This is a genomic window from Bradyrhizobium sp. 62B (assembly GCF_030272265.2).
In the GTDB taxonomy this organism is placed as follows: Bacteria; Pseudomonadota; Alphaproteobacteria; order Rhizobiales; family Xanthobacteraceae; genus Bradyrhizobium.
Window position 1 is genome coordinate 2,175,292 of sequence record NZ_CP092841.2, and the last position, 22,419, is coordinate 2,197,710.

Annotated in this window: 21 protein-coding genes; 12 read left to right on the plus strand and 9 right to left on the minus strand. The window is 63.7% G+C overall.

Going from position 1 to position 22,419, the window contains the following annotated elements:
* The 4 genes from ML401_RS10330 to ML401_RS10345 all read right to left on the minus strand — a co-directional run bounded on the left by ML401_RS10330 (position 1) and on the right by ML401_RS10345 (position 2,928).
* Positions 1–285 carry a hypothetical protein gene (locus ML401_RS10330; RefSeq protein WP_194406903.1) on the minus strand — a complete coding sequence of 95 codons (285 nt, stop codon included), beginning with the start codon at positions 283–285 and terminating at the stop codon, positions 1–3.
* 102 nt (positions 286–387) lie between these two features.
* Positions 388–1,203 carry an enoyl-CoA hydratase gene (locus ML401_RS10335; RefSeq protein ID WP_211417851.1) on the minus strand — a complete coding sequence of 272 codons (816 nt, stop codon included), beginning with the start codon at positions 1,201–1,203 and terminating at the stop codon, positions 388–390.
* Between the two features lie 274 nt (positions 1,204–1,477).
* On the minus strand, positions 1,478–1,849 hold the full coding sequence (locus tag ML401_RS10340; protein WP_020608151.1) for a helix-turn-helix domain-containing protein: 372 nt from the start codon (positions 1,847–1,849) through the stop codon (positions 1,478–1,480).
* Between the two features lie 29 nt (positions 1,850–1,878).
* Positions 1,879–2,928 carry a LysR family transcriptional regulator gene (locus ML401_RS10345; RefSeq protein ID WP_194406905.1) on the minus strand — a complete coding sequence of 350 codons (1,050 nt, stop codon included), beginning with the start codon at positions 2,926–2,928 and terminating at the stop codon, positions 1,879–1,881.
* 483 nt (positions 2,929–3,411) lie between these two features.
* On the opposite strand from ML401_RS10345, the gene ML401_RS10350 reads away from it, so the two are divergent.
* Both ML401_RS10350 and ML401_RS10355 read left to right on the plus strand, forming a co-directional pair.
* On the plus strand, positions 3,412–3,678 hold the full coding sequence (locus tag ML401_RS10350; protein ID WP_194406906.1) for a hypothetical protein: 267 nt from the start codon (positions 3,412–3,414) through the stop codon (positions 3,676–3,678).
* 206 nt (positions 3,679–3,884) lie between these two features.
* Complete coding sequence (locus ML401_RS10355; protein WP_194406907.1) at positions 3,885–4,616, plus strand: cytochrome c biogenesis CcdA family protein; 732 nt, start codon at positions 3,885–3,887, stop codon at positions 4,614–4,616.
* An 11-nt stretch (positions 4,617–4,627) separates the two neighbouring features.
* Here ML401_RS10355 and ML401_RS10360 read toward each other — a convergent pair whose 3' ends face one another.
* Positions 4,628–6,085 carry a sensor histidine kinase gene (locus ML401_RS10360; RefSeq protein ID WP_285812655.1) on the minus strand — a complete coding sequence of 486 codons (1,458 nt, stop codon included), beginning with the start codon at positions 6,083–6,085 and terminating at the stop codon, positions 4,628–4,630.
* 364 nt (positions 6,086–6,449) lie between these two features.
* On the opposite strand from ML401_RS10360, the gene ML401_RS10365 reads away from it, so the two are divergent.
* The 3 genes from ML401_RS10365 (at position 6,450) to ML401_RS10375 (ending at position 9,364) form a co-directional block, all read left to right on the plus strand.
* Entirely contained in the window at positions 6,450–7,448 is a 999-nt protein-coding gene (locus ML401_RS10365) for a TRAP transporter substrate-binding protein (RefSeq protein ID WP_211417850.1), read from the plus strand.
* An 84-nt stretch (positions 7,449–7,532) separates the two neighbouring features.
* On the plus strand, positions 7,533–8,048 hold the full coding sequence (locus ML401_RS10370; protein ID WP_212065365.1) for a TRAP transporter small permease: 516 nt from the start codon (positions 7,533–7,535) through the stop codon (positions 8,046–8,048).
* Entirely contained in the window at positions 8,045–9,364 is a 1,320-nt protein-coding gene (locus tag ML401_RS10375) for a TRAP transporter large permease (protein WP_285811858.1), read from the plus strand. The genes ML401_RS10370 and ML401_RS10375 overlap by 4 nt, the downstream gene beginning before the upstream one ends.
* An 80-nt stretch (positions 9,365–9,444) precedes the next feature.
* Here ML401_RS10375 and ML401_RS10380 read toward each other — a convergent pair whose 3' ends face one another.
* On the minus strand, positions 9,445–10,719 hold the full coding sequence (locus ML401_RS10380; protein ID WP_212065363.1) for a serine hydrolase: 1,275 nt from the start codon (positions 10,717–10,719) through the stop codon (positions 9,445–9,447).
* Between the two features lie 160 nt (positions 10,720–10,879).
* On the opposite strand from ML401_RS10380, the gene ML401_RS10385 reads away from it, so the two are divergent.
* Positions 10,880–11,797 (plus strand): intradiol ring-cleavage dioxygenase, encoded by a 918-nt coding sequence (locus ML401_RS10385; RefSeq protein WP_212065362.1) that lies wholly within the window; start codon positions 10,880–10,882, stop codon positions 11,795–11,797.
* 10 nt (positions 11,798–11,807) lie between these two features.
* Here the strand turns inward: ML401_RS10385 and ML401_RS10390 are convergent, their stop codons facing one another.
* Positions 11,808–12,701, minus strand: coding sequence for a LysR family transcriptional regulator (locus ML401_RS10390; protein WP_194406913.1), 894 nt, complete (start codon positions 12,699–12,701; stop codon positions 11,808–11,810).
* Between the two features lie 99 nt (positions 12,702–12,800).
* On the opposite strand from ML401_RS10390, the gene ML401_RS10395 reads away from it, so the two are divergent.
* Positions 12,801–13,670: an SDR family oxidoreductase gene (locus ML401_RS10395; protein ID WP_285811862.1), complete on the plus strand. Its 870-nt coding sequence runs from the start codon at positions 12,801–12,803 to the stop codon at positions 13,668–13,670.
* Positions 13,671–13,748: 78 nt separating this feature from the next.
* On the opposite strand, the gene ML401_RS10400 is transcribed toward ML401_RS10395, so the two are convergent.
* Together ML401_RS10400 and ML401_RS10405 are read right to left on the minus strand one after the other, a co-directional pair.
* A complete protein-coding gene (locus ML401_RS10400) occupies positions 13,749–15,485 on the minus strand; it encodes a bifunctional protein-serine/threonine kinase/phosphatase (RefSeq protein ID WP_285812656.1) in 1,737 nt (578 codons plus the stop codon).
* A gap of 60 nt (positions 15,486–15,545) precedes the next feature.
* Positions 15,546–16,385 carry a formate/nitrite transporter family protein gene (locus ML401_RS10405; RefSeq protein ID WP_211417845.1) on the minus strand — a complete coding sequence of 280 codons (840 nt, stop codon included), beginning with the start codon at positions 16,383–16,385 and terminating at the stop codon, positions 15,546–15,548.
* Positions 16,386–17,064: 679 nt separating this feature from the next.
* Here ML401_RS10405 and ML401_RS10410 point away from each other — a divergent pair.
* The 5 genes from ML401_RS10410 (at position 17,065) to ML401_RS10430 (ending at position 22,419) form a co-directional block, all read left to right on the plus strand.
* The gene (locus ML401_RS10410; RefSeq protein WP_211417844.1) at positions 17,065–18,384 is read left to right on the plus strand and encodes a CmpA/NrtA family ABC transporter substrate-binding protein; all 1,320 of its coding nucleotides are present in this window, start codon (positions 17,065–17,067) and stop codon (positions 18,382–18,384) included.
* Between the two features lie 60 nt (positions 18,385–18,444).
* Positions 18,445–19,341 carry a nitrate ABC transporter permease gene (ntrB, locus tag ML401_RS10415; RefSeq protein WP_259205053.1) on the plus strand — a complete coding sequence of 299 codons (897 nt, stop codon included), beginning with the start codon at positions 18,445–18,447 and terminating at the stop codon, positions 19,339–19,341.
* 14 nt (positions 19,342–19,355) lie between these two features.
* Entirely contained in the window at positions 19,356–20,150 is a 795-nt protein-coding gene (locus tag ML401_RS10420) for an ABC transporter ATP-binding protein (RefSeq protein ID WP_211417842.1), read from the plus strand.
* A 338-nt stretch (positions 20,151–20,488) separates the two neighbouring features.
* The gene (locus tag ML401_RS10425; protein WP_212065358.1) at positions 20,489–21,868 is read left to right on the plus strand and encodes an MFS transporter; all 1,380 of its coding nucleotides are present in this window, start codon (positions 20,489–20,491) and stop codon (positions 21,866–21,868) included.
* A gap of 122 nt (positions 21,869–21,990) precedes the next feature.
* Positions 21,991–22,419, plus strand: a complete 429-nt coding sequence (locus tag ML401_RS10430) for a globin family protein (protein ID WP_285811867.1) — start codon at positions 21,991–21,993, stop codon at positions 22,417–22,419.

Genomic DNA, 22,419 nt, shown 5'->3' on the forward strand with positions numbered 1-22,419 from the left:
TCACCAGCGGCGCCAGTGGTGGCGGTGACCCCAGCCCCACGGACGCGGGCCGTAGAAGCGGCGCGGGCCGCCATAATAGCCATAGGCGCCGTAATAGTTCGGGCGCCAGAAGCAGCGGCCCCAGGGGTTACAGACCCAGCGCACCTGATCGACATTCGCGGCCGGCCCGCTCGCGACTCGGTCGGCCTGCGGAATGCCGTTCGGCATCGCGGCAAGCGCTTGCCCTGATGCGAGCGCCGCGCCGCCAAGGGCAGCCAGACCAAGCACAGCAAATTTCAGTTTCATCGCAATCTCCCTCGTTGGTGGCGGGAGAACTACCGCGGGATCAACTGGTTGCTACCGCGCTGAGCCGCACGAGGAATTTAATCTTCCTGAACAAAGGTTCAGCTACTTGCCCTGGAACTGCGGCTTGCGCTTTTCCATGAAGGCCTGCCGGCCCTCGCGGAAATCCGCGCTGTCCATGCAGGCGGTGCCGATCGACTTGATCGCGTCCATGTCGCGTCGGCTTTCGTCCTTCAGCACCTCTGCAATCGTGATCTTTGCGGCCTTGATCGCCAGCGGGGCGTTCTCGGAGATGGTCTGCGCGATCGCCATCGTCTCACCCCAGAGCTCGCCCTCCGGGAACACGCGCTCGACGAGGCCGATGCGCAGCGCCTCCGCGGACTCGATGCGCATGCCCGTGTACATCAGCAGCCGTGCCCAGGACGGGCCGACCAGCGACACCAGATGCTTCAAGCCGTCATAGCCATAGGCGATGCCGAGTTTCGCGGCGGGAATGCCGAACTGGCTGCCGTGTGCGGCGAGGCGGATATCGGCGAGCATCGCGACCTGCATGCCGCCGCCGAGACAGAAGCCCTGGATGCAGGCGATGGTCGGCTTGGGATAGTTGGCCAGCAGTGCGCGCTGGGCGGCGCTGCGCTTGGCATATTCCTCGGACGCCGCCGCGTTATGGCGGGTCTTCTCGAACTGGCTGATGTCGGCGCCGGAGACGAAGGCCTTGCCGCCGGCACCGCGCAGGATCACGACGCGCACGGCATCGTCGTCGCGCAAGGCCGTCAGCGCCTCGCCAAATCCCTCCCACATCTCCAGCGACATCGCGTTGCGCTTGTCGGGATTGTTGAAGGTGATCACGCCGACGCCGTCGGTGACGTGCTGGAGGATCTTGCCGTCGGCGTAGGCTATTTCACGGGAGATGTCGGGCATTGCGCGCTCGCTGGTCGTAGGCCGGGGGCAATGTGGGGCGCCGGCCCTTGCGGGGTCAACCGGGGCCGGGCGGGCTTGTTTGCATCCGCCTGTGCGGTGATTGCATGGCGCGTCGTCCGGAGTGGCGTGCGCGCAAAGAAAAAGGGGCGGTCGAGCCGCCCCGGAAAGGCCACGCGCGAGTGCGCGGGCCGGAATATGCTCGTTCAATCCGGCCGCGCCCCCGCGACGCGGCGGATTGAAAGATCGGCCTTGAAGACCGGAGCGTCGGTCGATCTCAGCTTTCGTTCGCTGCGATCGATTCCATCAGCGAGACGAGCTGGCGTTGCACCGTCTGGTCCTTGATCTTGCTGTAGGCGCGCAGCAGGCGGAGGCTGAAGGCCGAATCGAGGAACAGCAGGCTCTCGACTTCGCGCGCCTTGTTGTCGCCGTCGTAGAAGAAAGTCACGGGCACGTCGAGGGCGGAGGCTATCTGCTGAAGCCGAGCCGCGCCGACGCGATTGACGCCTTTCTCGTATTTCTGGACCTGCTGGAAGCTGACGCCGAGCTTTTCGCCGAGCTCGGCCTGCGAGATCTTCATCTCGACGCGCCGCAGACGAATCCGCTTGCCGAGCTCGATGTCCGGCTTGCCGGCACTACGCTGCTTCATTCTCTTCGCCGCTGCTTTCATTTTCGTTTTCACCTTTGTTCTTCGGTTGAAAATCCCCCGAAGAGCTGGGTCAGGGGTTCGCCCATATACGAGTCCTTGAATTCATGCGGGTGCACGAATTCTTCCTTAAACCACGGGAAACGAGCTGGACTGAAAGCTTCGATCAGCCAGTCGATCATGTGCCGCACGCGCGGAATACGGCCGCTACCGGGATGGTAGGACAACCAGATATCCAGCGGCCGGTTCAGCTCGACCTCCAGTGGAATCAATTTCCCGCCGAGCGCAATGGCGTAGCTGGGGAAGACGCCGATGCCGGCGCCATTCGCGACCGCCCAATAATTGGCGCTCGACACGTTGGTCTTCATGACCAGAAGGTCACGCTCCGAAACGCCCGGGAAGAAGCTCTCGAAGGATTCCTTGGCGGCGAGCTGGTCGGCGAATTGCAGCACCAGGCGATGCTTGATCAATTCCGCCGCCGAACGCGGCGCGCCATGCTTTTCGATGTATTTCTCGGAGGCCCAGAACATCAGGTGCATGCGGCCGAGCCGCACCAGCTTGATGTCGAGCGCCGAGGGACGCGACAGATGGATGGCGACGTCGGCCTCATGGCGCGAGACGTCGGCCGAGCGCATCGCGCAATGCAGGTCGACCAGGATTTTCGGATAGGCCTGCTGGAACTCGACCAGGCGCGGGGCGAGCCAGAACGTGCCGAGCCCCTCGGTGACGGCGACCCGGACCTCGCCTGACAGGGCGTTGGCCATCGAATCACTGGCGCGCAGCACGTCGAAGGTGGCAGCCTCCATGCGCTCGACGGCGGACACCACGAGCGCGCCTTCATCGGTCAGATGGGTACCGTGGACGTCGCGAGTGAACAGCGTGGTGCCGGTCTGGCGTTCGAAATCGTCGATCCGCCGGCGCACGGCGTTGATGGACAGCGACAGGCGTTCGGCCGCCGAACGGAAACTTCCGCATCGGACGACTTCGAGGAATATGCGGGCCGCATCCCAATCAGAGAGGCCGCTGAGATTTGTCTTTGGGCGTTCCGCCACAGGAACGCCCCTTTCCGCCAAGGAGTGCATACAAGTCCCTTCGGACAGCTAAACTGGCAGAATCTGGCGCAAACCACAACCACTGCGGGTTGGGGGATGATGAGTTTTGAACGTCATCCTTACTACCCCGTGGGTGGTATCAGAATGCTGCCAAGGGCTGGGAATCGGGCGGACTGTTCGCCCGGATGAGGGGTGTGGCGTGAGTTCCGTTGCGAGCCGTGAAATGGCTGCGGGATTGCAGGCACTGTCCGCAATGAATGCCGTTGCGCGAGAGCTAGCGCCGTCTCCCTCGATGGATCAATCACAGCGCTCCAAGCGTTTCCTCGCCGATCATTTCGAAACCGAGCGACATCGCAACGCGGCGATGGCAGCCGGAACCGCGGTTCCACAGCGGAATCCCGCTGAAATCAGGTTCAGAGGCACAGCGGCCTCGTGCTATCCTTGGTCTTCCATGGGGGCCGAGGGGGTCGTCACCATTACGTCTCGCAGGCCGAATTAACGGAAAGAACGCCGGTGTCGCATTCAGACGAACAGTTGCAGTCGGTGCTGGAAACGCTCGAGGAGTGCCGCAAGGTTCTCAACGCGTGCAACAGCCGTGAGTCGGCCGAGCTGCTGTCCATTGTCATCCTCGACGTCAGGATGAAACTCAAAGGAATCGACAGTGCCGATCTCAAGGCATTGTGCGACGAAATGCTGCGGAGCGCCGCGAGCGAGCCGCCGCACCCTTCCAAGCAGACGCAGGACCAGCCCCGGCGTCCGCTGCTCCGCGTGGTGAAATAGCCACGCCGCCGAGTCTCGCTTTTTGGCGAGATTTGTGCGCGTCCCGATGCCGCACCTGTGATCACAGACGGCATCGGGAGGAGCCCTGGTTTCGTGCGCTTCTGTTGCGCATTCTCCGGCATCGGCTACACCTGAGCCGGTTCGGCTCCGGGCCGGGCGCATTCCCCGCGCGCCGTACCGGCACCTGAGATGGCTCAGACGGCATCATGCAAAATGTTTCGATCCCGGCGGCGCTGATTGCCGGCCTCGTCAGCTTCCTCTCGCCTTGCGTCCTGCCGCTGGTCCCGCCCTATCTGATCTACCTCACGGGCGCCACGATCGAGCATGTCGAGAGCGACGAGCCGTCCTCGGCCTCCAAGCGCGCGATCATGATGTCGGCGCTGCTGTTCGTGCTCGGCTTCTCCACAGTCTTCGTCGCGCTCGGTGCCAGCGCCTCGCTGGTCGGCGGGCTGATCCGAGCCTGGTCGGCGGAGCTGTCGATCCTCGCCGGCATCGTCATCATCGTCATGGGGCTGCACTTCCTCGGACTGACGCGCATCGGCCTGTTGATGCGCGAAGGACGGCTGCCCATTCCCAAGCCGGTCGGCCTCTGGGGCGCCTATATCATGGGCCTTGCCTTCGCGTTCGGCTGGACCCCCTGTATCGGCCCGATCCTGGCCGCCATCCTGTCGATCGCCGCGGCCGAGGCCACGGTGACGAAGGGCGCCGGCCTGCTCGCGGTTTATTCCGCGGGCCTCGGCATTCCCTTCCTGATCGCCGCCCTGATGATCGAGCAGTTCTCGGCGCTGTTCGCGCGCATGAAGGGCCACCTCGTCAATGTCGAGCGCGCCATGGGCGTGTTGATGGTGATCACCGGCATCGGCTTTCTCACCGGCGCGGTCTCCAATGTGAGCATCTGGCTGCTGGAGACCTTTCCGGCGCTGCAGACCATCGGATAGAGCGGCCCCGTTTACCGCGCCTCGTCCAGCGTGCAGACCACCGTGCAGACCACGCCGCGCGGCAGGAAGTCGACGGTTGCTTCGCCGCCGAGCTGGTCGCGGGCGCTGCGCTCGATCAGGCGCGAGCCGAAGCCGCGTCGCACCGGCGCCGTCACCGGCGGTCCGCCGATCTCGGTCCAGATCAGCCGGAGCCGCGGCTTCGGCGCATCGGTGATGACCTCCCAGTTCAGCGTCACCCGGCCGGTCTCGTTGGACAGCGCGCCGTATTTCGCGGCGTTGGTGGCGATCTCGTGCACGATCATCGACAGCACCACGGCAAGACGCGGCGATAGCGGCACGTCGGGACCGGCCATGCGGATGCGGTCGGGACTGTTCAGCAGGAATGGTTGAAGCGCGCGGGCGATCACGTCGCGGAGCTCGGAGCCGGCCCATTTCTCCTGGCTCAGCAGGTTGTGCGCTTCGGCCAGCGCGCCGAGCCGGCCCTCGAACTTGGCCCGCTCGTCCCGGCTGGCGCTGCGGAAGGTCTGCACCGCGATCGCCTGCATCAAGGCCAGTGTGTTCTTGACGCGATGGTTGAGCTCGTCGATCAGGAGATTGTGCAGCATCTCGCCGCGCGCGATCGTCGTCGCCATTCTGACCGCGAAGGTCAGGCCGGTCAGCAGCAGGATGCCCCCGATCAGGCTGGTGATGGCGATGTTGCGCCAGAGCGGCGCGATCAGCGAGCTCTCGGCGACGCCGGCCACGACCCTCCAGCCGGTCAGGTGCGAGGTGGTGAAGGCGGAAGACAGCGCCACGCCGTCGAGCGACACCGTCGACAAGGTCTCCTCCGAGCTGCGCGACATCGCGTCGTAAATCGCGCCAGACGCCTGCTTGCCGATCGTCGCGCTCGGGTTCGGTACGCGGGCGAAAACGATGGCTTTGGTGTCGACCAGGGACACGGTCCAGAGCTGGTCGGGCCGCTGCTTTTCGACAAGGTCCTGAAAGATGCTGATCGGCGGGCTGAAGCAGAGATCGTAGATCACCTCTCCGTCGCGAAACACCGGAACCTCGACGGTGAGCACCTTCCGTCCGTTGATCGCACCGGTGAACAGATCGGAATATTGCGGCGACTTGTTCGCAAAGACCCTTTCGACGATCGCGAGATTGCCGCGCGCCGGCAGGCTCGCGGTGTCGTCCGTCGCGGAGGAAAACAGCAACCGGCCCTTGCGGTCGGAGACCAGCACCAGACCGCCTTTGCCATACTGCTCGACAAAACCGAGCGCGATGCGGCGGAAGCTCTCGAAGTCGCCGTTGCGCAACGAATTGGTCAACGCCAGCACCTGCAGGCCGCCGGTCATGCGCTGAACCTCCGAATCCAGCACGAGGCGCATGCTGCGCACGTTCTCCAGCACGCGGCGCGTGGCGTCGCCGCGGTCCTGTTGGTAATTGTAGACGGCAATGCCGACCGCAAAGACGATCAGCGGCAACATCGTTCCCGTGACCAGAAGAGCGAGGCGGACCGGCAGGGTAAGCTTTGACAAACGCGAGTGTCCCGGTTCCGGCGCGGCGGCGCCGGAGTATGATTTTGGCCAGACCATACGGGCGGGACTGGCGCTGCGCCACGATTTTCGCGTCGAGCGCAAGCCTCTGCGTATTGAAGAGAGGGACAGAAGTGCAGGCCGGCTGGAGGCCGATTGCACTGCAGCAGTGGCCCTGCGACGAAGGAGTCGCTCCTACGCAGGCGAAATGACTTCCGTCCGGCCGGGGTTTTTCATACGCTTGCCCTCGCAAGCCGCATACCGGCTGCGCTCACGCCCCGGCGACAGGGGCGGAGCATCAAAGGGAGGGGAGACGATGAAGCGAAGATCATTTCTCGCTGGTATCGGCGCGACCACTGCGGCGGCTACGATCGGCATGCCGTCGATCCTCAGGGCGCAAGCGCCGATCACGCTCAACGGAGCCGTGCAGTTCAACGACGACCACGCCTTCAACCGGGCGCTGCTCCGGTTCGAGGAGCTCGTGAAGAAGTATTACGGCAAGCCCGTCAATTTCACCCTGCACAGAAATTCCTCGCTCGGCCTCGAAAAGCAGTATTTCGAGTACATGTCGCAAGGAAAGGCGGTCGACTACGGCATCGTCTCGCCGGCCCATATGTCGACCTTCGCCAAGGCGGCCCCGTTCATCGATGCGCCCTTCGTGTTCAAGGGCATCGACCACATGAACAAGGTGGTCGAAGCCAACATCCTGGCGCCGATCGCCGACGAGGTCGCGGCGAAGGCCGAGGTGGTCCTGATCGGCTATTCCGGCGGCGGCATCCGCAACATCTTCGCCAACAAGCCGCTCAAGAACCTTGCCGACCTCAAGGGGCTAAAGGTTCGCGTGCAGGGCGCGCCGATCTGGTCGAAGACCTTCGCGGCGGTCGGCATGAGCCCGACGGTGATCGCCTATAACGAGATCTACAACGCGATCCAGAACGGTGTGATCGCCGCCGGCGAAAACGAGGCGGCCGGCGTCGAGGCGATGAAGTTCTACGAAGTGGCTCCGCATCTCAGCCTGACCCAGCACGCCGTGTCGATCCGGCCGATCTGCTTCTCGGTGAAGACGCTGAAGACCTTGCCGAAGGATCTGCAGGACGCGATCATGAAGGCCGGCAAGGAGGCCGGCGATTACGGCCGCCAGCTCGAGTCGAGCGAAGAGGTCGTCAAGCTCGACACGCTCGAGAAGGCCGGCAAGCTCAAGCGCGTTCCCTTCGAGGAGCGGGACGCCATGAAGAAGCTCGCCGACCCCGTGATGGCCACCTACGCCAAGGAAATCGGCGCGGAAGGCATTTTCGAGAAGATCAACGTCGTCTGAGATCTCTGCGTCCGCCGACAGCATCTCCGGGCAAGCCCCGCTTCTTGCCCGGACGTGGCGGATGTGCTGCCGCTGGGAGTCCCAATGTCTGAAATGCCCGTCCCGTCCACACCGTCGCTGTGGCGCCGCGCTACGGCGGCTTATGCGAAATTGCTGGAGTTCCTGTTGGCCGCCTGCGTCGGCATCCTCGTCGTTCCGGTCACGCTGCAGATCATCTCGCGCTACACGCCCTTCATTCCGTCCTACATCTGGACGGAGGAGATGGCGCGCTTCCTGTTCATCTGGACGATCATGATCGGTGCCATGGTCGGCGTCCGCGAAGCGCAGCATTTCGAGGTCGACGTGTGGCCGGATCTGTCGCGGCGATCGGAGGCTGCCGTGCGGATCCTGGCGCGGCTCGGCGTGCTGGCGCTGGCGCTGGTGTTCGTAACGGCCGGAATCGAGTTCACCCGCTTTGCCTGGAACAGGACGTCGGAACTGGCCGATCTGCCGCTCTGGCTGATTCACGTCGCATGGCCCGTTGCCGGCGTGACGTGGATTGTCTTCGCGGGCGAACAGATCGTCGATGAAATGCGCGTACTGGTCGGGGCACGGCGATGAGCGGCAATGTACTCTCCGCCGGACAGGCCGCGATGGTGCTGTTCGGGGTCTTCGTCGGCCTGCTCATCGTGCGCGTGCCGGTCGCTTTCGCGCTTGGCCTCGCCTGCGTGCCGATCCTGCTGATCGAGCCGCACCTGTCGCTGATGATGCTCGCGCAGGAGACCTTCAATGCCTACAATTCCTTCATCCTGCTGGCGGTGCCGTTCTTCCTGCTGACGGCGAACCTGATGAGCATCGGCGGCATCACTGACCGTCTGGTGACGCTGTCGCGCTCGATGGTCGGGCATTGGCCGGGGTCCCTCGCGCAGATCAACGTCGTGCTGTCGGTGTTCTTTGCAGGCATCTCGGGCTCGTCGACCGCAGACGCGGCGAGCCAATCGAAAATCTTCATCGATGCCCAGACCAAGGAGGGCTACGACCTTTCGTTCTCGATCGCGATCACCGCGGTTTCCGCGGTGCTGGCAGTCATCATCCCGCCGTCGATCCTCATGATCGTCTGGGGCGGGCTGATCTCGACCTCGATTGCGGCGATGTATCTGGCCGGCATCGTGCCGGGTCTGCTGGTCGCGGGCGCGCAGATGGCGACGGTGCACGTCTACGCCGTCCGACGCGGCTACCCGACCTATCCAAAGTCGACCTGGGTGGAGATGCGCTGCGCCATCTGGAAGTCGATACCTGCGCTGATGACGCCGTTCATCATCGTGGGCGGCATTCTGCTCGGCTGGTTCACTGCGACAGAGTCGGCTTGTGTCGCCGTGCTCTATTCCGTGGCGCTCTCGGCATTCTTCTATCGCGAGACTGGCATTCGCGAGTTGTACAAGGCGCTGCTCGACACCGGGCGCCTTGCCGGCGTGGCGCTGTTCTGCGTCGGCACCGCCAGCGCGTTCGGCTGGCTGCTCGCCTACTACAAGATCCCACAGGAGCTCCTGGCCAATGTTTCGACCTGGGGCATGGGCGCCGTTGCGGCCGGCTTCTTCATCTCCTTCTGCTTTCTGGTGGTGGGCTGCTTTCTCGACGCCATCCCGGCCATCATCATCGTCGGCACCGTGCTGGAGCCGCTCGCCAAATCGGTCGATCTTCATCCGGTCCAGTTCGCGATCATTTCCATCGTGTCGCTGGCCTTCGGACTGGTGACGCCGCCTTATGGTCTTTGTCTGATGATCGCCTGTTCGATCGCGGGCGTGCGGCTGCGCTATGCCCTGAAGGACACGGTGATCATGCTGATCCCGATGCTGCTCGTGCTGGCGGCCGTCATCGTCTGGCCCAGCGTGTCGCTGTTCCTGCCGCGCCTGATCGTGCCGCAAATGCTCAAATGAGCGTCTGCAAGTGAGCTTCTGCAAATAAGCTTCTGAAAGTGCGATCCCGCGGACGAGGGCCGCGGGATCGGGGCAATTGGCTACAGGTTGCTCTCGGTGATCGCGGCGTAGACCATGCTGCGCAGCTCGCGCCGGATCGGGTAGGCGCTCGACGGCAACACCTGCGTCATGAAGATCGCAATCAGCTCCTCGGCCGGATCGATCCAGAACGAGGTGGTGGCCGCACCGCCCCAATTGTATTCGCCGGGGCTGCCGGCGATCAGCGTCTCGGCCGGGCGCATCGTCACGGCAAAGCCGAGGCCGAAGCCGATGCCGTTATAGGCGGCTTCGGAGAACAGCGAGCGGGAGACCTCCGGCAGCGCGCGTCCGCCCGGAATGTGATTGCTCGTCATCAGCGCCAGCGTCTTCGGTCCGATCAGCCTGACACCGCCGAGCTCGCCGCCGTTCAGCAGCGCGCGGCAGAAGGTGAGATAGTCGGCGACCGTCGAGCACAAGCCGCCGCCACCCGAGATGAAGGACGGCGGGGTGAGGAACGAGCTCGTCGACGGATCGTCCTGCAGCGTCAGGCCCTCGCGCCGCTGGCCGGCATGGAAGGTCATGCCGCCGCCGGGGTCGGCAGAATAGCACGCGGCAAAGCGGTGAGCCTTCGAAGCGGGCACATGGAAATCGGTGTCGGTCATGCCGAGCGGATCGAGGATGCGTTGTTTCAGGAATTGCTCGAACGGCATGCCCGAGATCTTGCCGACGAGATAACCGAGCACGTCGGTCGCGACCGAGTAGTTCCAGGCTTCGCCCGGCGAGAATTCCAGCGGGATCTTGGCCAGACCCTCGATCATGGTCTGCAGCGTGCCCGATTTCTCGACCTCGCCGATCTTTTCAGTGCGGTAGGCGGCGTCGACATTGGAGCGCTGCTGGAAGCCGTAGGTGAGGCCCGCGGTATGGCGCAAGAGATCGACGATCAGCATCGGCCGGGACGGCGGCCGGGTCAGGAAGGCCGGGTACGTGCCGGCGACGAAGACGCCGAGATCCTTCCATTCCGGAATGTACTTGGCGACGGGTTCGTCGATCGCGACGAGGCCTTGCTCGACCAGCATCATGAAGGCGACGCTGGTGAGCGGCTTGGTCATGGAATAGATGCGGTAGATGGTGTCGTCCTTGACCGGCAGCTTGCGCTCGACATCGGCAAGGCCCTGGATCGAGCTGTGCGCGACCTTGCCGCGGCGATAGACCAGAAGATGCGTGCCCGGGAAGCGGCCGGCATCGATGTACCGGCTCTTGAGATGCCCATCGATGCGGTCGAGCGCGGCCTTGGACATGCCGACGGATTCGGGCGAGGCGGGGGTGGGCGCGAGCATCAGTTCCTCCGGGCAGTTTTGTCGCTCCGTTGATAGCCAAATGACGGCCCCATTCCAAGCCGCTCTGGCTTAACGCAGGGGGGCGGGCTGGTGTAGGCTGACCCTGGAACGCCTCCAAGGAGCCCCCGGGGCGAACGAGAAAAACACAGGGCAAGCCATCATGACCCAGTTCAACGAGACTGACCTCACCGAAGCCGTCGTCAGGAGCTTCGACAGCACGCCCAATCCCCGCGCGAAATTCCTGCTCCAGGAATTGGTGAAGTCGCTGCACGATTACGTGAGCAAGACCGGCCTGACGTTCGAGGAATGGGACTACGCCATCGATTTCCTGACCCGCACCGGGCAGAAATGCACCGACACCCGCCAGGAGTTCATTCTCCTGTCCGACGTGCTCGGCGTCTCCATGCTGGTCGACGCGGTCAACCATCGCGACCGCGAAGGTGCCACCCAGACCACCGTGCTGGGCCCGTTCTATGTCGGCGAGCACAAGGTGACGGCGCACGGCACCGACATCTCGCCGAACAACCAGACCGGCGAGCGGATGTTCGTGCAGAGCCGCGTCACGGATTTGAAGGGCAAGCCGCTCGCGAACGTGCCCGTCGACGTCTGGCATGCCGATGACGACGGCTTCTACGATTCCCAGAAGGCCAATTATGACGAGGTCGGCGCCTCGGCGCGGGCGCGCTTCATCACCGACGATGACGGCCGCTTCGTCTTCCGCACCATCCTGCCATGCAGCTACCCGATCCCGACCGACGGGCCGGTCGGCGAGATGATCGTGCAGACGGGCCGCCATCCGATGCGCCCCGCGCATGTGCATTTCCTGGTGAATGCGAAAGGCTATGAGCCGCTGATCACCCACGTCTTCATGGACGGCGACAAATATCTGGATTCCGACGTGGTGTTCGGCGTGAAGGACGATCTCGTCGCCAAGGTCGAGCCGCGCACCGACCCCACGATGCCCGACGGTACCAAGGCGAGCGGGCGCTGGCATTTGATGTCTTACGAATTCCACCTCAAGCCCGGTGGCGGCATGGCGCCGAAGCCGCTGGGCGTGAAGGCCGGAGAGCCGGCGTGAGGGCGCGGATTCATCCCCCGATGTAGGCTGCCAACTCGTCGGGCGTTCCCTTCGGAAATGCTTCCTTGAGATGATCGAGGAAAGCGGAGACGCGAGCACTCAGCAATCGCCGCGAGGGATAGAGCGTCCACAGGGCGATATCGGATCCCTCAACGTCGCCCCAGCGTAGCAGCGTGCCGCTGGCCAGGTCGTGGCTGACCAGTGACAGGGGCAGCCGCGCAGCGCCGACGCCGGCTCGAATAGCATCGCGAACCATCATCAGCGACGACAGTCGAAGAACGGGGTCGACAGCGAGACGCGAGGTACCGCTTGGTCGCTTGATGTTCCAGGCGGCAGCCTCGTTGTCCGCTCCGCGCACGACGACAGGAACGGCGAGATCGCCCTTCGGTCGCTTGAGATTGGGACTGGCCACGACCACCAGGCGGTCGTGCAAGAAGATGCGGCCGACCAGGCTTTCATCTGGATGGGGGTTGACCCTGATCGCGAGGTCAAAACCCTCCTCGATCATGTCGACGTAGCGATCATCCGTCGTGACCTCGAGCCTTACTTCGGGATGCTTGAGCGCGAAGCCGGCCGCGAGCCGGCCCATCGCGGTCTGCGAAAAGAGCAGGGGAGCGCTGATCCGCAATCTGCCTCTCGGCTTGTCGCCGCCCGCGGCGATCGCTGCCGCCGCCTCGTCGAGCTCGGTGAGGAGCGCGCCCGTCCGCTCGTACAGCGCGCGTCCCTCCTGGGTGAGCTTGAGCGTGCGGCCGCCGCGCTCGAAAAGGCGCAAATCGAGGCTGCTCTCGAGTTCGGACACGCGCCGGGACAAGGTCGCTTTCGGACGTCCCGCGGCGCGCGCGGCCTTTCCGAACCCTCCGTGTCGGGCGACGAGATTGAAGTCGGCGAGCGCAAGCAAATCCATCTGTTCCACCAGTGAGACGGCCTGTCCAGATATAGCGTCTATCGGCTCACATGTGGATCACTAATTTCCGGGTGTCTCAACCAAACCGGAGTGATCCCCATGACCATCCTCGTTACTGGCGCGACCGGCACGATCGGCCGTCACGTCGTCGAGCAGCTCGTCAAGCGCGGTGCCGATGTGCGCGCGCTGGTCCGAAATCCCGCGAAGGCCAACTTACCGGCAGGCGTCGTTGCGGTGCAGGGCGACTTGCTGGACGTCGATTCCCTGCGCGCGGCGTTCTCCGGCGTTTCGACGCTGTTTCTGCTCAACGCCGTGGTGCCCGATGAATTCACCCAGGCGCTGACGGCGCTCAACCTCGCCCGAGAAGCCGGCATCGAACGGTTCGTCTATCTGTCAGTCATTCACAGCGACCGCTACGTGAACGTTCCGCACTTCGCCGGCAAGTTCGGTGTCGAGCGGATGATCGAGCAAATGGGCTTCAATGCGACCATCCTGCGCCCCGCCTATTTCATGAACAACGAGCTCATGATCAAGGACGCCGTGACCGGATATGGCGTCTACCCCATGCCGATCGGCAGCAAGGGGCTCGCGATGATCGACGCGCGCGATATCGGTGAGATCGCGGCGATCGAATTGATCCGCCGCGAGACGTCCGCCGCGACGCTCCCGATCGAGCGCATCAATCTCGTTGGCCCCGATACGATCACTGGCGCCAAGGCGGCCGCGATCTGGTCGGACGTGCTCGGACGCTCGATCGCCTATGGCGGCGACGACGCCGCGGCATTCGAAAAGAATCTCAGGCAGTTCATGCCCGGCTGGATGGCGTTCGACATGCGGGTGATGAGCGAGCGCTTCGTCACGGAGGGGATGATCCCCGAAGCCGGTGACGTCAAGCGTCTGACCGACATCCTGGGACGTCCCTTGCGCTCCTATCGCGACTTTGTCGCCGAGATCACGGCCTCGGCCTGAGGGCTTGCTCGAGCAGGTGCGCGCTGGCGCCTGGCTGCATCGCTCGCCACTGATCATGTGGTGAGCGGGTAGCCCGGATCAGCGCGCGTGCAAGAGCGCCAGCAGCACGACCACCGCGCAGGCAAGCGCGGCCGAGGTCAGTTTCCAGAACATCAGCGGGCTGCGCTCGAGCAGCGGCGTGATCCGCGTGTCGAGATAGGCCGGGTTGGGGGTGCGCAGCTCGAAGACGAACTCGGACAGATCCTCGTGCCGCTTGTAGGGATCGGGATGCAGCGCGCGGCGGAGCGCGCCGTCGACCCAGGCCGGCACGTTGCGGTCGTCGTCGGCCGAGCGATATTTGAGCTTTCGCACGTCCGCCTTGCGGCGGATCCTGGCGACGTGGGTGCCATAAGGCAGCTTTCCCGTGAGCATCTGGTAGCAGATCACGGCCAGCGAGAACATGTCGGAGCGCGGTGAGCCGCCTTGCCCGAGAAAATACTCCGGCGCGGTGTACTGCACCGTGCCCAGGATTTCGTCGGCTTCGTCCGGCGGCGCGGCCTCGGCGACGCCGGCGACCCTGACCGATCCGAAGTCGATGATCTTCGCGGTGCCGGTCTTGTCGATCAGGATGTTGTCGGGCCTGAGGTCCTGGTGCAGCATCTCCATGCGATGGAAGGCGCGCAAGCCCGCGGCGATCTGCTCAATGATGCCGCGCACGGTTTCGAGATCGGGGCGCGGATTGTCGGTCATCCACTGCTTCAGCGTCTGCCCCTCGACGAACTCGGTCGCGACGTAGAGATAGCTGCGCCGCCGCGACTGGGACAGCGGCTTGAGCACATGCGGGCTGTCGATCCGGCGGGCGATCCATTCCTCCATCAGGAATCGCTTGAGATAGGCGGCGTTGTCGCGCAGATCGACCGACGGCAGCTTGAGCGCTACCGGCTGCTCGGTCTCGGCGTCGACGGCAAGGTAGATATGGCTGCGGCTGCTGCCGTGGATCTCGCGGACGATCCGGTAGCCGTCGAACAACGCGCGCGGCTCCGGCAGCGCGGGAAGCGGCAGTTGCGAGGTCTGATTGAAGATGCCGGCCGGCTCGCGCTGCGGCACCGCATCGATGCGAATGATCTGGACGGTGATGTTGTCGTCGCTGCCGCGCCGGTAGGCTTCCTCGACGATGGCCTTGGCCGCTCCGTCGAGCTCGGCGGCGTGCTCATTCAGCGCGCTCGTGACGAAACGCGCGTCGACGAATTCGTAGGCGCCGTCCGTCGCCAGCAGGAAGGTGTCGCCGGCCTCGACCTCGAACGCCTGATAGTCGATCTCGAGCTGCGGATTGATGCCGAGCGCGCGGCCGAGATAGGTCTGCTCGGACGAGACGATGATGCGGTGGTCGTCGGTCAGCTGCTCCAGCACCTTGCCGGCGACGCGGTAGATGCGGCAGTCGCCGACATGGAAGATGTGCGCGGTGGTCGCCTTGATGACCATGGCGCTGAGGGTGCAGACATAGCCCTTGTCGCGGTCATAGGCGTATTGGCTCTTGCGCGTCTGCGCGTGCAGCCAGGAATTAGTGGCATCGAGCACGCGGCGCGCGGACGTCTTCACCGTCCAGGATTCCGACGTGCAGTAATAGTCCATCAGGAAGCTCTTGACCGCCGACTCGCTGGCGATCTGGCTCACGCTGCTGCTCGAGATGCCGTCGGCGAGGACCGCGGCGATCCCTTTCAGGCCGAGCAGCGGCTCCTCGGGAATCAGGACGCCGTGGAAATCCTGGTTGACGGGCTTGCGACCCTTGTCGGAGTGCTGGCCGACCGAAATCAGGAGTCCGCGGGACATCGTCATCACCAGAGGAAGGGAGCCTCACCCTGCGTGGGCGAGGCTCCCTTGTCGAGACGTATGCGATCAGGCGGCGACGCGGGGCTTCGCAGCCTTGTCGACCTGGCGCTTCGGCTTGGTCATGACATGCGTGGCGTAGAGCGTCATGCCGGTGAAGGCGAGGCCGCCGACGAGGTTGCCGAGCACGGTCGGGATCTCGTTCCAGATCAGATAGTCCATGATCGAGAACTTCGCATGGAGCATCAGGCCCGACGGGAACAGGAACATGTTCACCACGGAATGCTCGAACACCATGTAGAAGAACACCAGGATCGGCATCCACATCGCGATGACCTTGCCGGGGACCGAGGTCGAGATCATGGCGCCGACGACGCCGGTGGAGACCATCCAGTTGCAGAGCATGCCGCGCATGAACAGCGTCGCCATGCCGGCCGCGCCGTGCGCGGCGTAGCCGAGCGTTCGGCCCTCGCCGATGTTGCCGATCGCCGCGCCGACCTTGTCGGGCGCCTGTGTGAAGCCGAAGGTGGTGACAAAGGCCATCATGAAGGCCACGGTAAAGGCGCCGGCGAAATTGCCGACGAAGACCAGACCCCAGTTGCGCAGCACGCCGCCAAAGGTGACGCCCGGGCGCTTGTCGATCAGGGCGAGCGGCGAGAGCACGAACACGCCGGTCAAGAGGTCGAAGCCCAGCAGATAGAGCATCACGAAGCCGACCGGAAACAGCAATGCGCCGATGATCGGCTGGCCGGTGTTGACGTTGATCGTGACGGCGAACCAGGCCGCCAGGGCCAGGATGGCGCCGGCCATATAGGCGCGGATGATGGTATCCCGGGTGGACATGAAGATCTTGGACTCGCCCGCATCCACCATCTTGGTGACGAATTCCGAAGGCGCGAGATACGACATCAATGGTTCCTTTGCTTCGTAAGTGAGATCGACACACCCTCTGGGAGAGCGCGGCTGAACGTCGTTGGTCGTGCGGGGCTGGCGTGCCGCACGAGGGCTATGGGTGTCTGGAAGCCTTGGGAATCGCGTCACGAGGACTTAGCCGGCGAGGGCCGCGAAGCAGTTGAGCTTCCGGAAATGCAGCCGCCAGAGGCTGCAACAATGCGGCGAGGCCGCAGTCTTCGTTGACGCCAAGAGAAATGCAAGTTGCGTGCCGCGTGACGGCGTCGAAAAGACGGCGTGATATCAATGCGATATGTCTTGCCTGACCGGATCCTGGGGTAACCTTGGGGCCTCTTGCATGAGCTGCTGCACAAGCTTTGTGCGGCGCACAAGAATTAAGCAGGCAGCGAATTTCGCAAGCGGAACATGCCTGCGGCAGCCTGGCGCAGCTTCGTCAACATTCTGATTTTTCGATAGTTTCCCCGATGCCGGCCTTGGCATGAAGCTTGAATAGTTCCACGCCGACGCCATTGAAGCCGTCCCGCGAGACTTCTCATCCGACTTGCCGACGCCACCAGACGGGGGTCTCCCCCGTCGCGCGTTCGCATGCGCCAAAGACGGCGCCGCCGGACGGACGGGCTGCTCGTGTGCACTGACGCCAATCAATTCTGCAACGATGCAAAGGACGACACTGCCTATGACCAAGCGCACCCGCCGGCCCTCGGAGACGGGCCTCAGCCGCCGTCGATTGTTGAAAGCCGCCGGCTCCACCGCCGCACTTCTCGCCGCAGCAAAACTGAATTTCCCCGCCGGCGCCTTCGCGCAGGATGCAGGCCCTGAGGTCAAGGGCGCCAAGCTCGGCTTCATCGCACTCTCCGATGCCGGGCCGCTCTTCGTCGCCAAGGACAAGGGCCTGTTCGCCAAATATGGCATGCCCGACACCGACGTGCAGAAGCAGGCCTCCTGGGGCACCACGCGCGACAATCTCGTGCTCGGCTCGGAAGGCAACGGCATCGACGGTGCGCATATCCTCACGCCGATGCCGTATCTGATCTCGGCCGGCAAGGTGACGCAGAACAATCAGCCAACGCCGATGTACATCCTGGCGCGGCTCAATCTCGACAGCCAGTGTATCTCGGTCGCCAATGAATATGCCGACCTCAAGCTCGGCGTCGACGCATCACCCTTTAAGGCAGCGCTGGAGAAGAAGAAGGCTTCCGGCAAGGCCGTGAAAGCTGCGATGACCTTCCCCGGCGGCACCCACGATCTCTGGATCCGCTATTGGCTCGCCGCCGGCGGCATCGATCCCGACAAGGACATCGAGACCATCGTGGTGCCGCCGCCGCAGATGGTGGCCAACATGAAGGTCGGCACCATGGACTGCTTCTGCGTCGGCGAGCCTTGGAACCTGCAGCTGATCAACCAGAAGATCGGCTACACCGCCGTCACCACCGGCGAGCTCTGGAACAAACATCCGGAAAAATCCTTCGGCATGCGCGCCGCCTTCGTCGACAAGTACCCGAAGGCCGCCAAGGCGCTGCTGATGGCGGTGATGGAAGCCCAGCAATGGGCCGACAAGGCCGAGAACAAGGCGGAGCTTGCCGCCATCATGGGCAAGCGGCAGTGGATGAACTGCCCGGTCGAGGACGTGCTCGACCGCAGCGCAGGCAAGTTCGACTACGGCATCCCCGGCAAGGTGGTCGAGAACTCGCCGCACATCATGAAGTACTGGCGCGATCACGCCTCCTATCCGTTCCAGAGCCACGACCTCTGGTTCCTCACCGAGGACATCCGCTGGGGCAAGTACGAGCCTGGCTTCGACACCAAGGCGCTGATCGCCAAGGTCAATCGCGAGGACCTCTGGAAGGAGGCCGCCAAGACGCTCGGTGTCGCCGCCGCCGACATTCCAACGTCCACCTCGCGTGGCAAGGAGACCTTCTTCGACGGCAAGGTATTCGATCCCGAAAATCCGGCTGCCTATCTGAAGTCGCTCGCGATCAAGCGCGTCGAAGTCTGATGGAGCCAGCGGCCGCCCTCGGGCGGCCGCATCGTCTTTTGCAGCCGGAGAAATATTGCGATGAATATGCCTGCCGCCAAAATCGAGATCGAGGCCGCGACGCCCGCGGCAAGTGCCGCGCCGGTCGTTGCGCTGACGCCCAAACGTCCCCCGCGCACGGAAGCCTATGCACGCATGGCGAGGGAGACCGCCGTGCGCGTGATTCCGCCGCTGGTCGTGATCGCTCTCTTGACCCTGGTGTGGGAGCTGGTTTGCCGCCGCGCCGGCTCTGCGCTGCCGCCACCGTCGAAAGTGTTCAAGGACACCAAGGAGCTGATCCTCGATCCGTTCTTCGATCATGGCGGCATCGACAAGGGCCTGTTCTGGCATCTTTCCGCCAGCCTGCAGCGCGTCGCCTTCGGCTACTCGCTGTCTGCGATCGCCGGCATTGCGCTCGGCGTGCTGGTCGGCCAGTCGGTTTGGGCCATGCGCGGGCTCGATCCGCTGTTCCAGGTGCTGCGCACCATTCCGCCGCTGGCCTGGCTGCCGCTGTCGCTCGCAGCGTTCCGCGACGGCCAGCCCTCGGCGATCTTCGTCATCTTCATTACTTCGATCTGGCCGATCATCATCAACACTGCGGTCGGCATCCGCAATATCCCGCAGGACTATCGCAACGTTGCCGCGGTGGTGCAGCTCAACCCGCTCGAGTTCTTCTCCAAGATCATGATCCCTGCGGCCGCGCCCTACATCTTCACGGGCCTGCGCATCGGCATCGGCTTGTCGTGGCTCGCGATCGTCGCGGCGGAAATGCTGATCGGCGGCGTCGGCATCGGCTTCTTCATCTGGGACGCCTGGAACTCCTCGCATATCAGCGAGATCATCCTGGCGCTGTTCTATGTCGGCGTCGTCGGCTTCGTGCTGGACCGCCTGATCGCGGGTCTCGGCAAGGTCGTCACCCGCGGCACCGCGCTGAACTGAGAGGAGAGGGGCCCATGACCGCCTATCTGAAGCTCGACCACATCGACAAGATCTTCACCCGCGGCGCCACCTCGACGGAGGTGCTGAAGGAAATCAATCTCACGATCGAGAAGGGCGAATACGTCTCGATCATCGGCCATTCCGGCTGCGGCAAGTCGACCCTGCTCAACATCATTGCAGGTCTGACCGGCGCCACCACGGGCGGCGTGCTGCTGGAGAATCGCGAGGTCAACTCGCCGGGGCCCGACCGCGCCGTGGTGTTCCAGAACCACAGCCTGTTGCCGTGGCTCACCGTCTACGAGAATGTCAGGCTCGGCGTCGACAAGGTCTTCGCCAGGACCAAGTCCCGCGCCGAGCGCGACGCCTGGGTCATGCACAATCTCAACCTCGTGCAGATGGCCCATGCCAGGGACAAGCGCCCGTCCGAAATCTCCGGCGGCATGAAGCAGCGCGTCGGCATCGCCCGGGCGCTGGCCATGGAGCCGAAAGTGCTGCTGCTCGATGAGCCCTTCGGCGCGCTCGACGCGCTGACCCGGGCTCATTTGCAGGACTCGGTGATGGCGCTGCATCAGAAGCTCGGCAACACCATCCTGATGATCACCCACGACGTCGACGAGGCCGTGCTGCTGTCCGACCGCATCGTGATGATGACGAACGGGCCGAGCGCGCGCATCGGCGAGGTGCTGGAGGTGCCGCTGGCACGGCCGCGCAAGCGGCTCGAGCTGGCCACCAACACCACCTATTTGAAGTGCCGCCAGCGCGTGCTCGAATTCCTCTACGAACGTCATCGTTTCGTCGAGGCCGCGTAAAACAGAAGTTAACGCGAACGATGCGTGCGCCCAAATAATCGACATCACGCTCAATCCTTGTGCGTCGCACAAGGATTGAGCGAATCGCAAATTTAGCGTGCGGAAATGCTCTGCGAAAAATTCGGGCAACGCGAATAACGTTCTGAATTCCCTGTATTTCCAGCGTGCGCGCAACTGGCACGGAAATTGAAACGTCTTTGCGCGACGCCAACGACGACGTCCCTCAACATCATCAATCAGCATCGTAACTCGCCACCGGGGTGAAGCCTCGGAGCGTGCCTCCGTGGCCGGAGGCTGAGCCTGCAACGACGCAGCGGTGAGCCTGGAAGGGATACTCAATGACGAAGAATCCGACTTGGATTTCAGACTGGCGCCCCGAAGATGAGGCGTTCTGGAATGCGACTGGCAAGACTATCGCGCGACGCAACCTGATCTGGTCGATCGTGGCCGAGCATATCGGCTTCTCGGTCTGGCTGATCTGGAGCATCGTCACCACCAAGCTGCCGCAGGCCGGCTTCCACTACACCACCGACCAGCTGTTTCAGCTTGTCGCGGTGCCGGGCCTGATCGGCGCATTGATGCGCTTTCCCTATACATTCGCAGTGACGACGTTCGGTGGCCGCAACTGGACCATCTTCAGTGCGGCGATCCTGTTCATTCCGACCTTGTCGCTGGCCTATTTCGTGAGCCAGCCCGACACGCCGTTCTGGCTGATGCTGCTGGTTGCCTCGACCGCGGGCCTTGGCGGCGGCAACTTCGCCTCCAGCATGACCAATATCTCCTTCTTCTTCCCCGACCGGATGAAGGGCTGGGCGCTCGGCCTGAACGCGGCTGGCGGAAATATCGGCGTCTCCAGCGTGCAGCTGCTGACCCCGATCCTGATGACGCTCGCCGTCTTCAACCTGTTCCAGGCAACGCCCGTCGACGGCATCTTCCTGCAGAATGCCGGCCTGATGTGGGTGCTGCCGATCGCGATCGCGGTGTTCGGCGCGGTGTTCTTCATGAACAACCTCACCACGGCGAAATCGTCGGTGAAGAACCAGCTTGCCATCGTCAAGCGCAAGCACACCTGGATCATGGCGTATCTCTATATCGGCACGTTCGGATCCTTCATCGGCTACTCCGCCGCGTTTCCGCTGCTGATCAAGACTCAGTTTCCGCAAGTCACGATTGCGATCGCGTTCCTGGGGCCGCTGGTCGGCTCGCTGTCGCGTCCGCTCGGCGGCTGGCTTGCCGACAGGATCGGCGGCTCGATCATCACGTTCTGGAATTTCATCGTGATGGCGGGCGCGACGGTCGGCGTGCTCTACTTCGTCGGGCAGAAGGATTTCATCGGCTTCCTGTCGATGTTCCTGATCCTGTTCGTGACGACGGGCATCGGCAACGGCTCGACCTACCGCATGATCCCCTCGATCTTCCGCGAGGAGAACCTGTTCAAGGTGCGCGGCAAGGGCGATGCGGCGCGCGCGATGGCGCTCAAGACGGCGAGCATCGAGAGCGGCGCAGCAGTCGGTTTCATCGGCGCCATCGGCGCGGTCGGTGGCTATCTGATCCCGACCGGCTTCGGCAAGTCGATCGCCATGACCGGTGGGCCGCAACTCGCGCTCGTGATCTATCTCGCCTTCTACGCCACCTGCCTCGCGTTGACCTGGTGGTTCTACCTGCGTCGCAGCCCGCAGGGCGAAGGCGCCTCAGGCCTCGCCCAAGCCAGGGTCTGATACTTGGTACGAATCTCGCTTCTCCCCGTACGCGGGGAGAAGTCCCTCTGATGACGTTTGACCCATGAACTTTTTCCGCAACGGCGCGGACGAAGGCAGACCGAAACAGACAGGAGAACATCATGACGCCAGAACAGATCGCCCTCATCCAGCAGAGCTTCGCCAAGGTCGCGCCGATATCGGAGCAGGCCGCGGTGCTGTTCTACGATCGTCTTTTCAAGGTGGCGCCGTCGGTGCGCGCGATGTTCCCCGAAGACATGACCGAGCAGCGCAAGAAGCTGATGGGTATGCTCGCGGCCGTCGTCGGCGGCCTGTCGAACCTCGAGACGATTCTTCCCGCGGCCTCCGCGCTGGCCAAGCGCCACGTCGCCTACGGCGCGGTGGCCGAGCACTATCCCGTGGTCGGCGAGACCTTGCTGTGGACCCTGGAGAAGGGTCTTGGCGAAGCCTGGACGCCCGAACTGGCAAAGGCCTGGACCGACGCCTACGACGTGCTGTCCGGCTACATGATGTCCGAAGCCTACGGCGCACAGCCGCAGGCCGCTGAATAG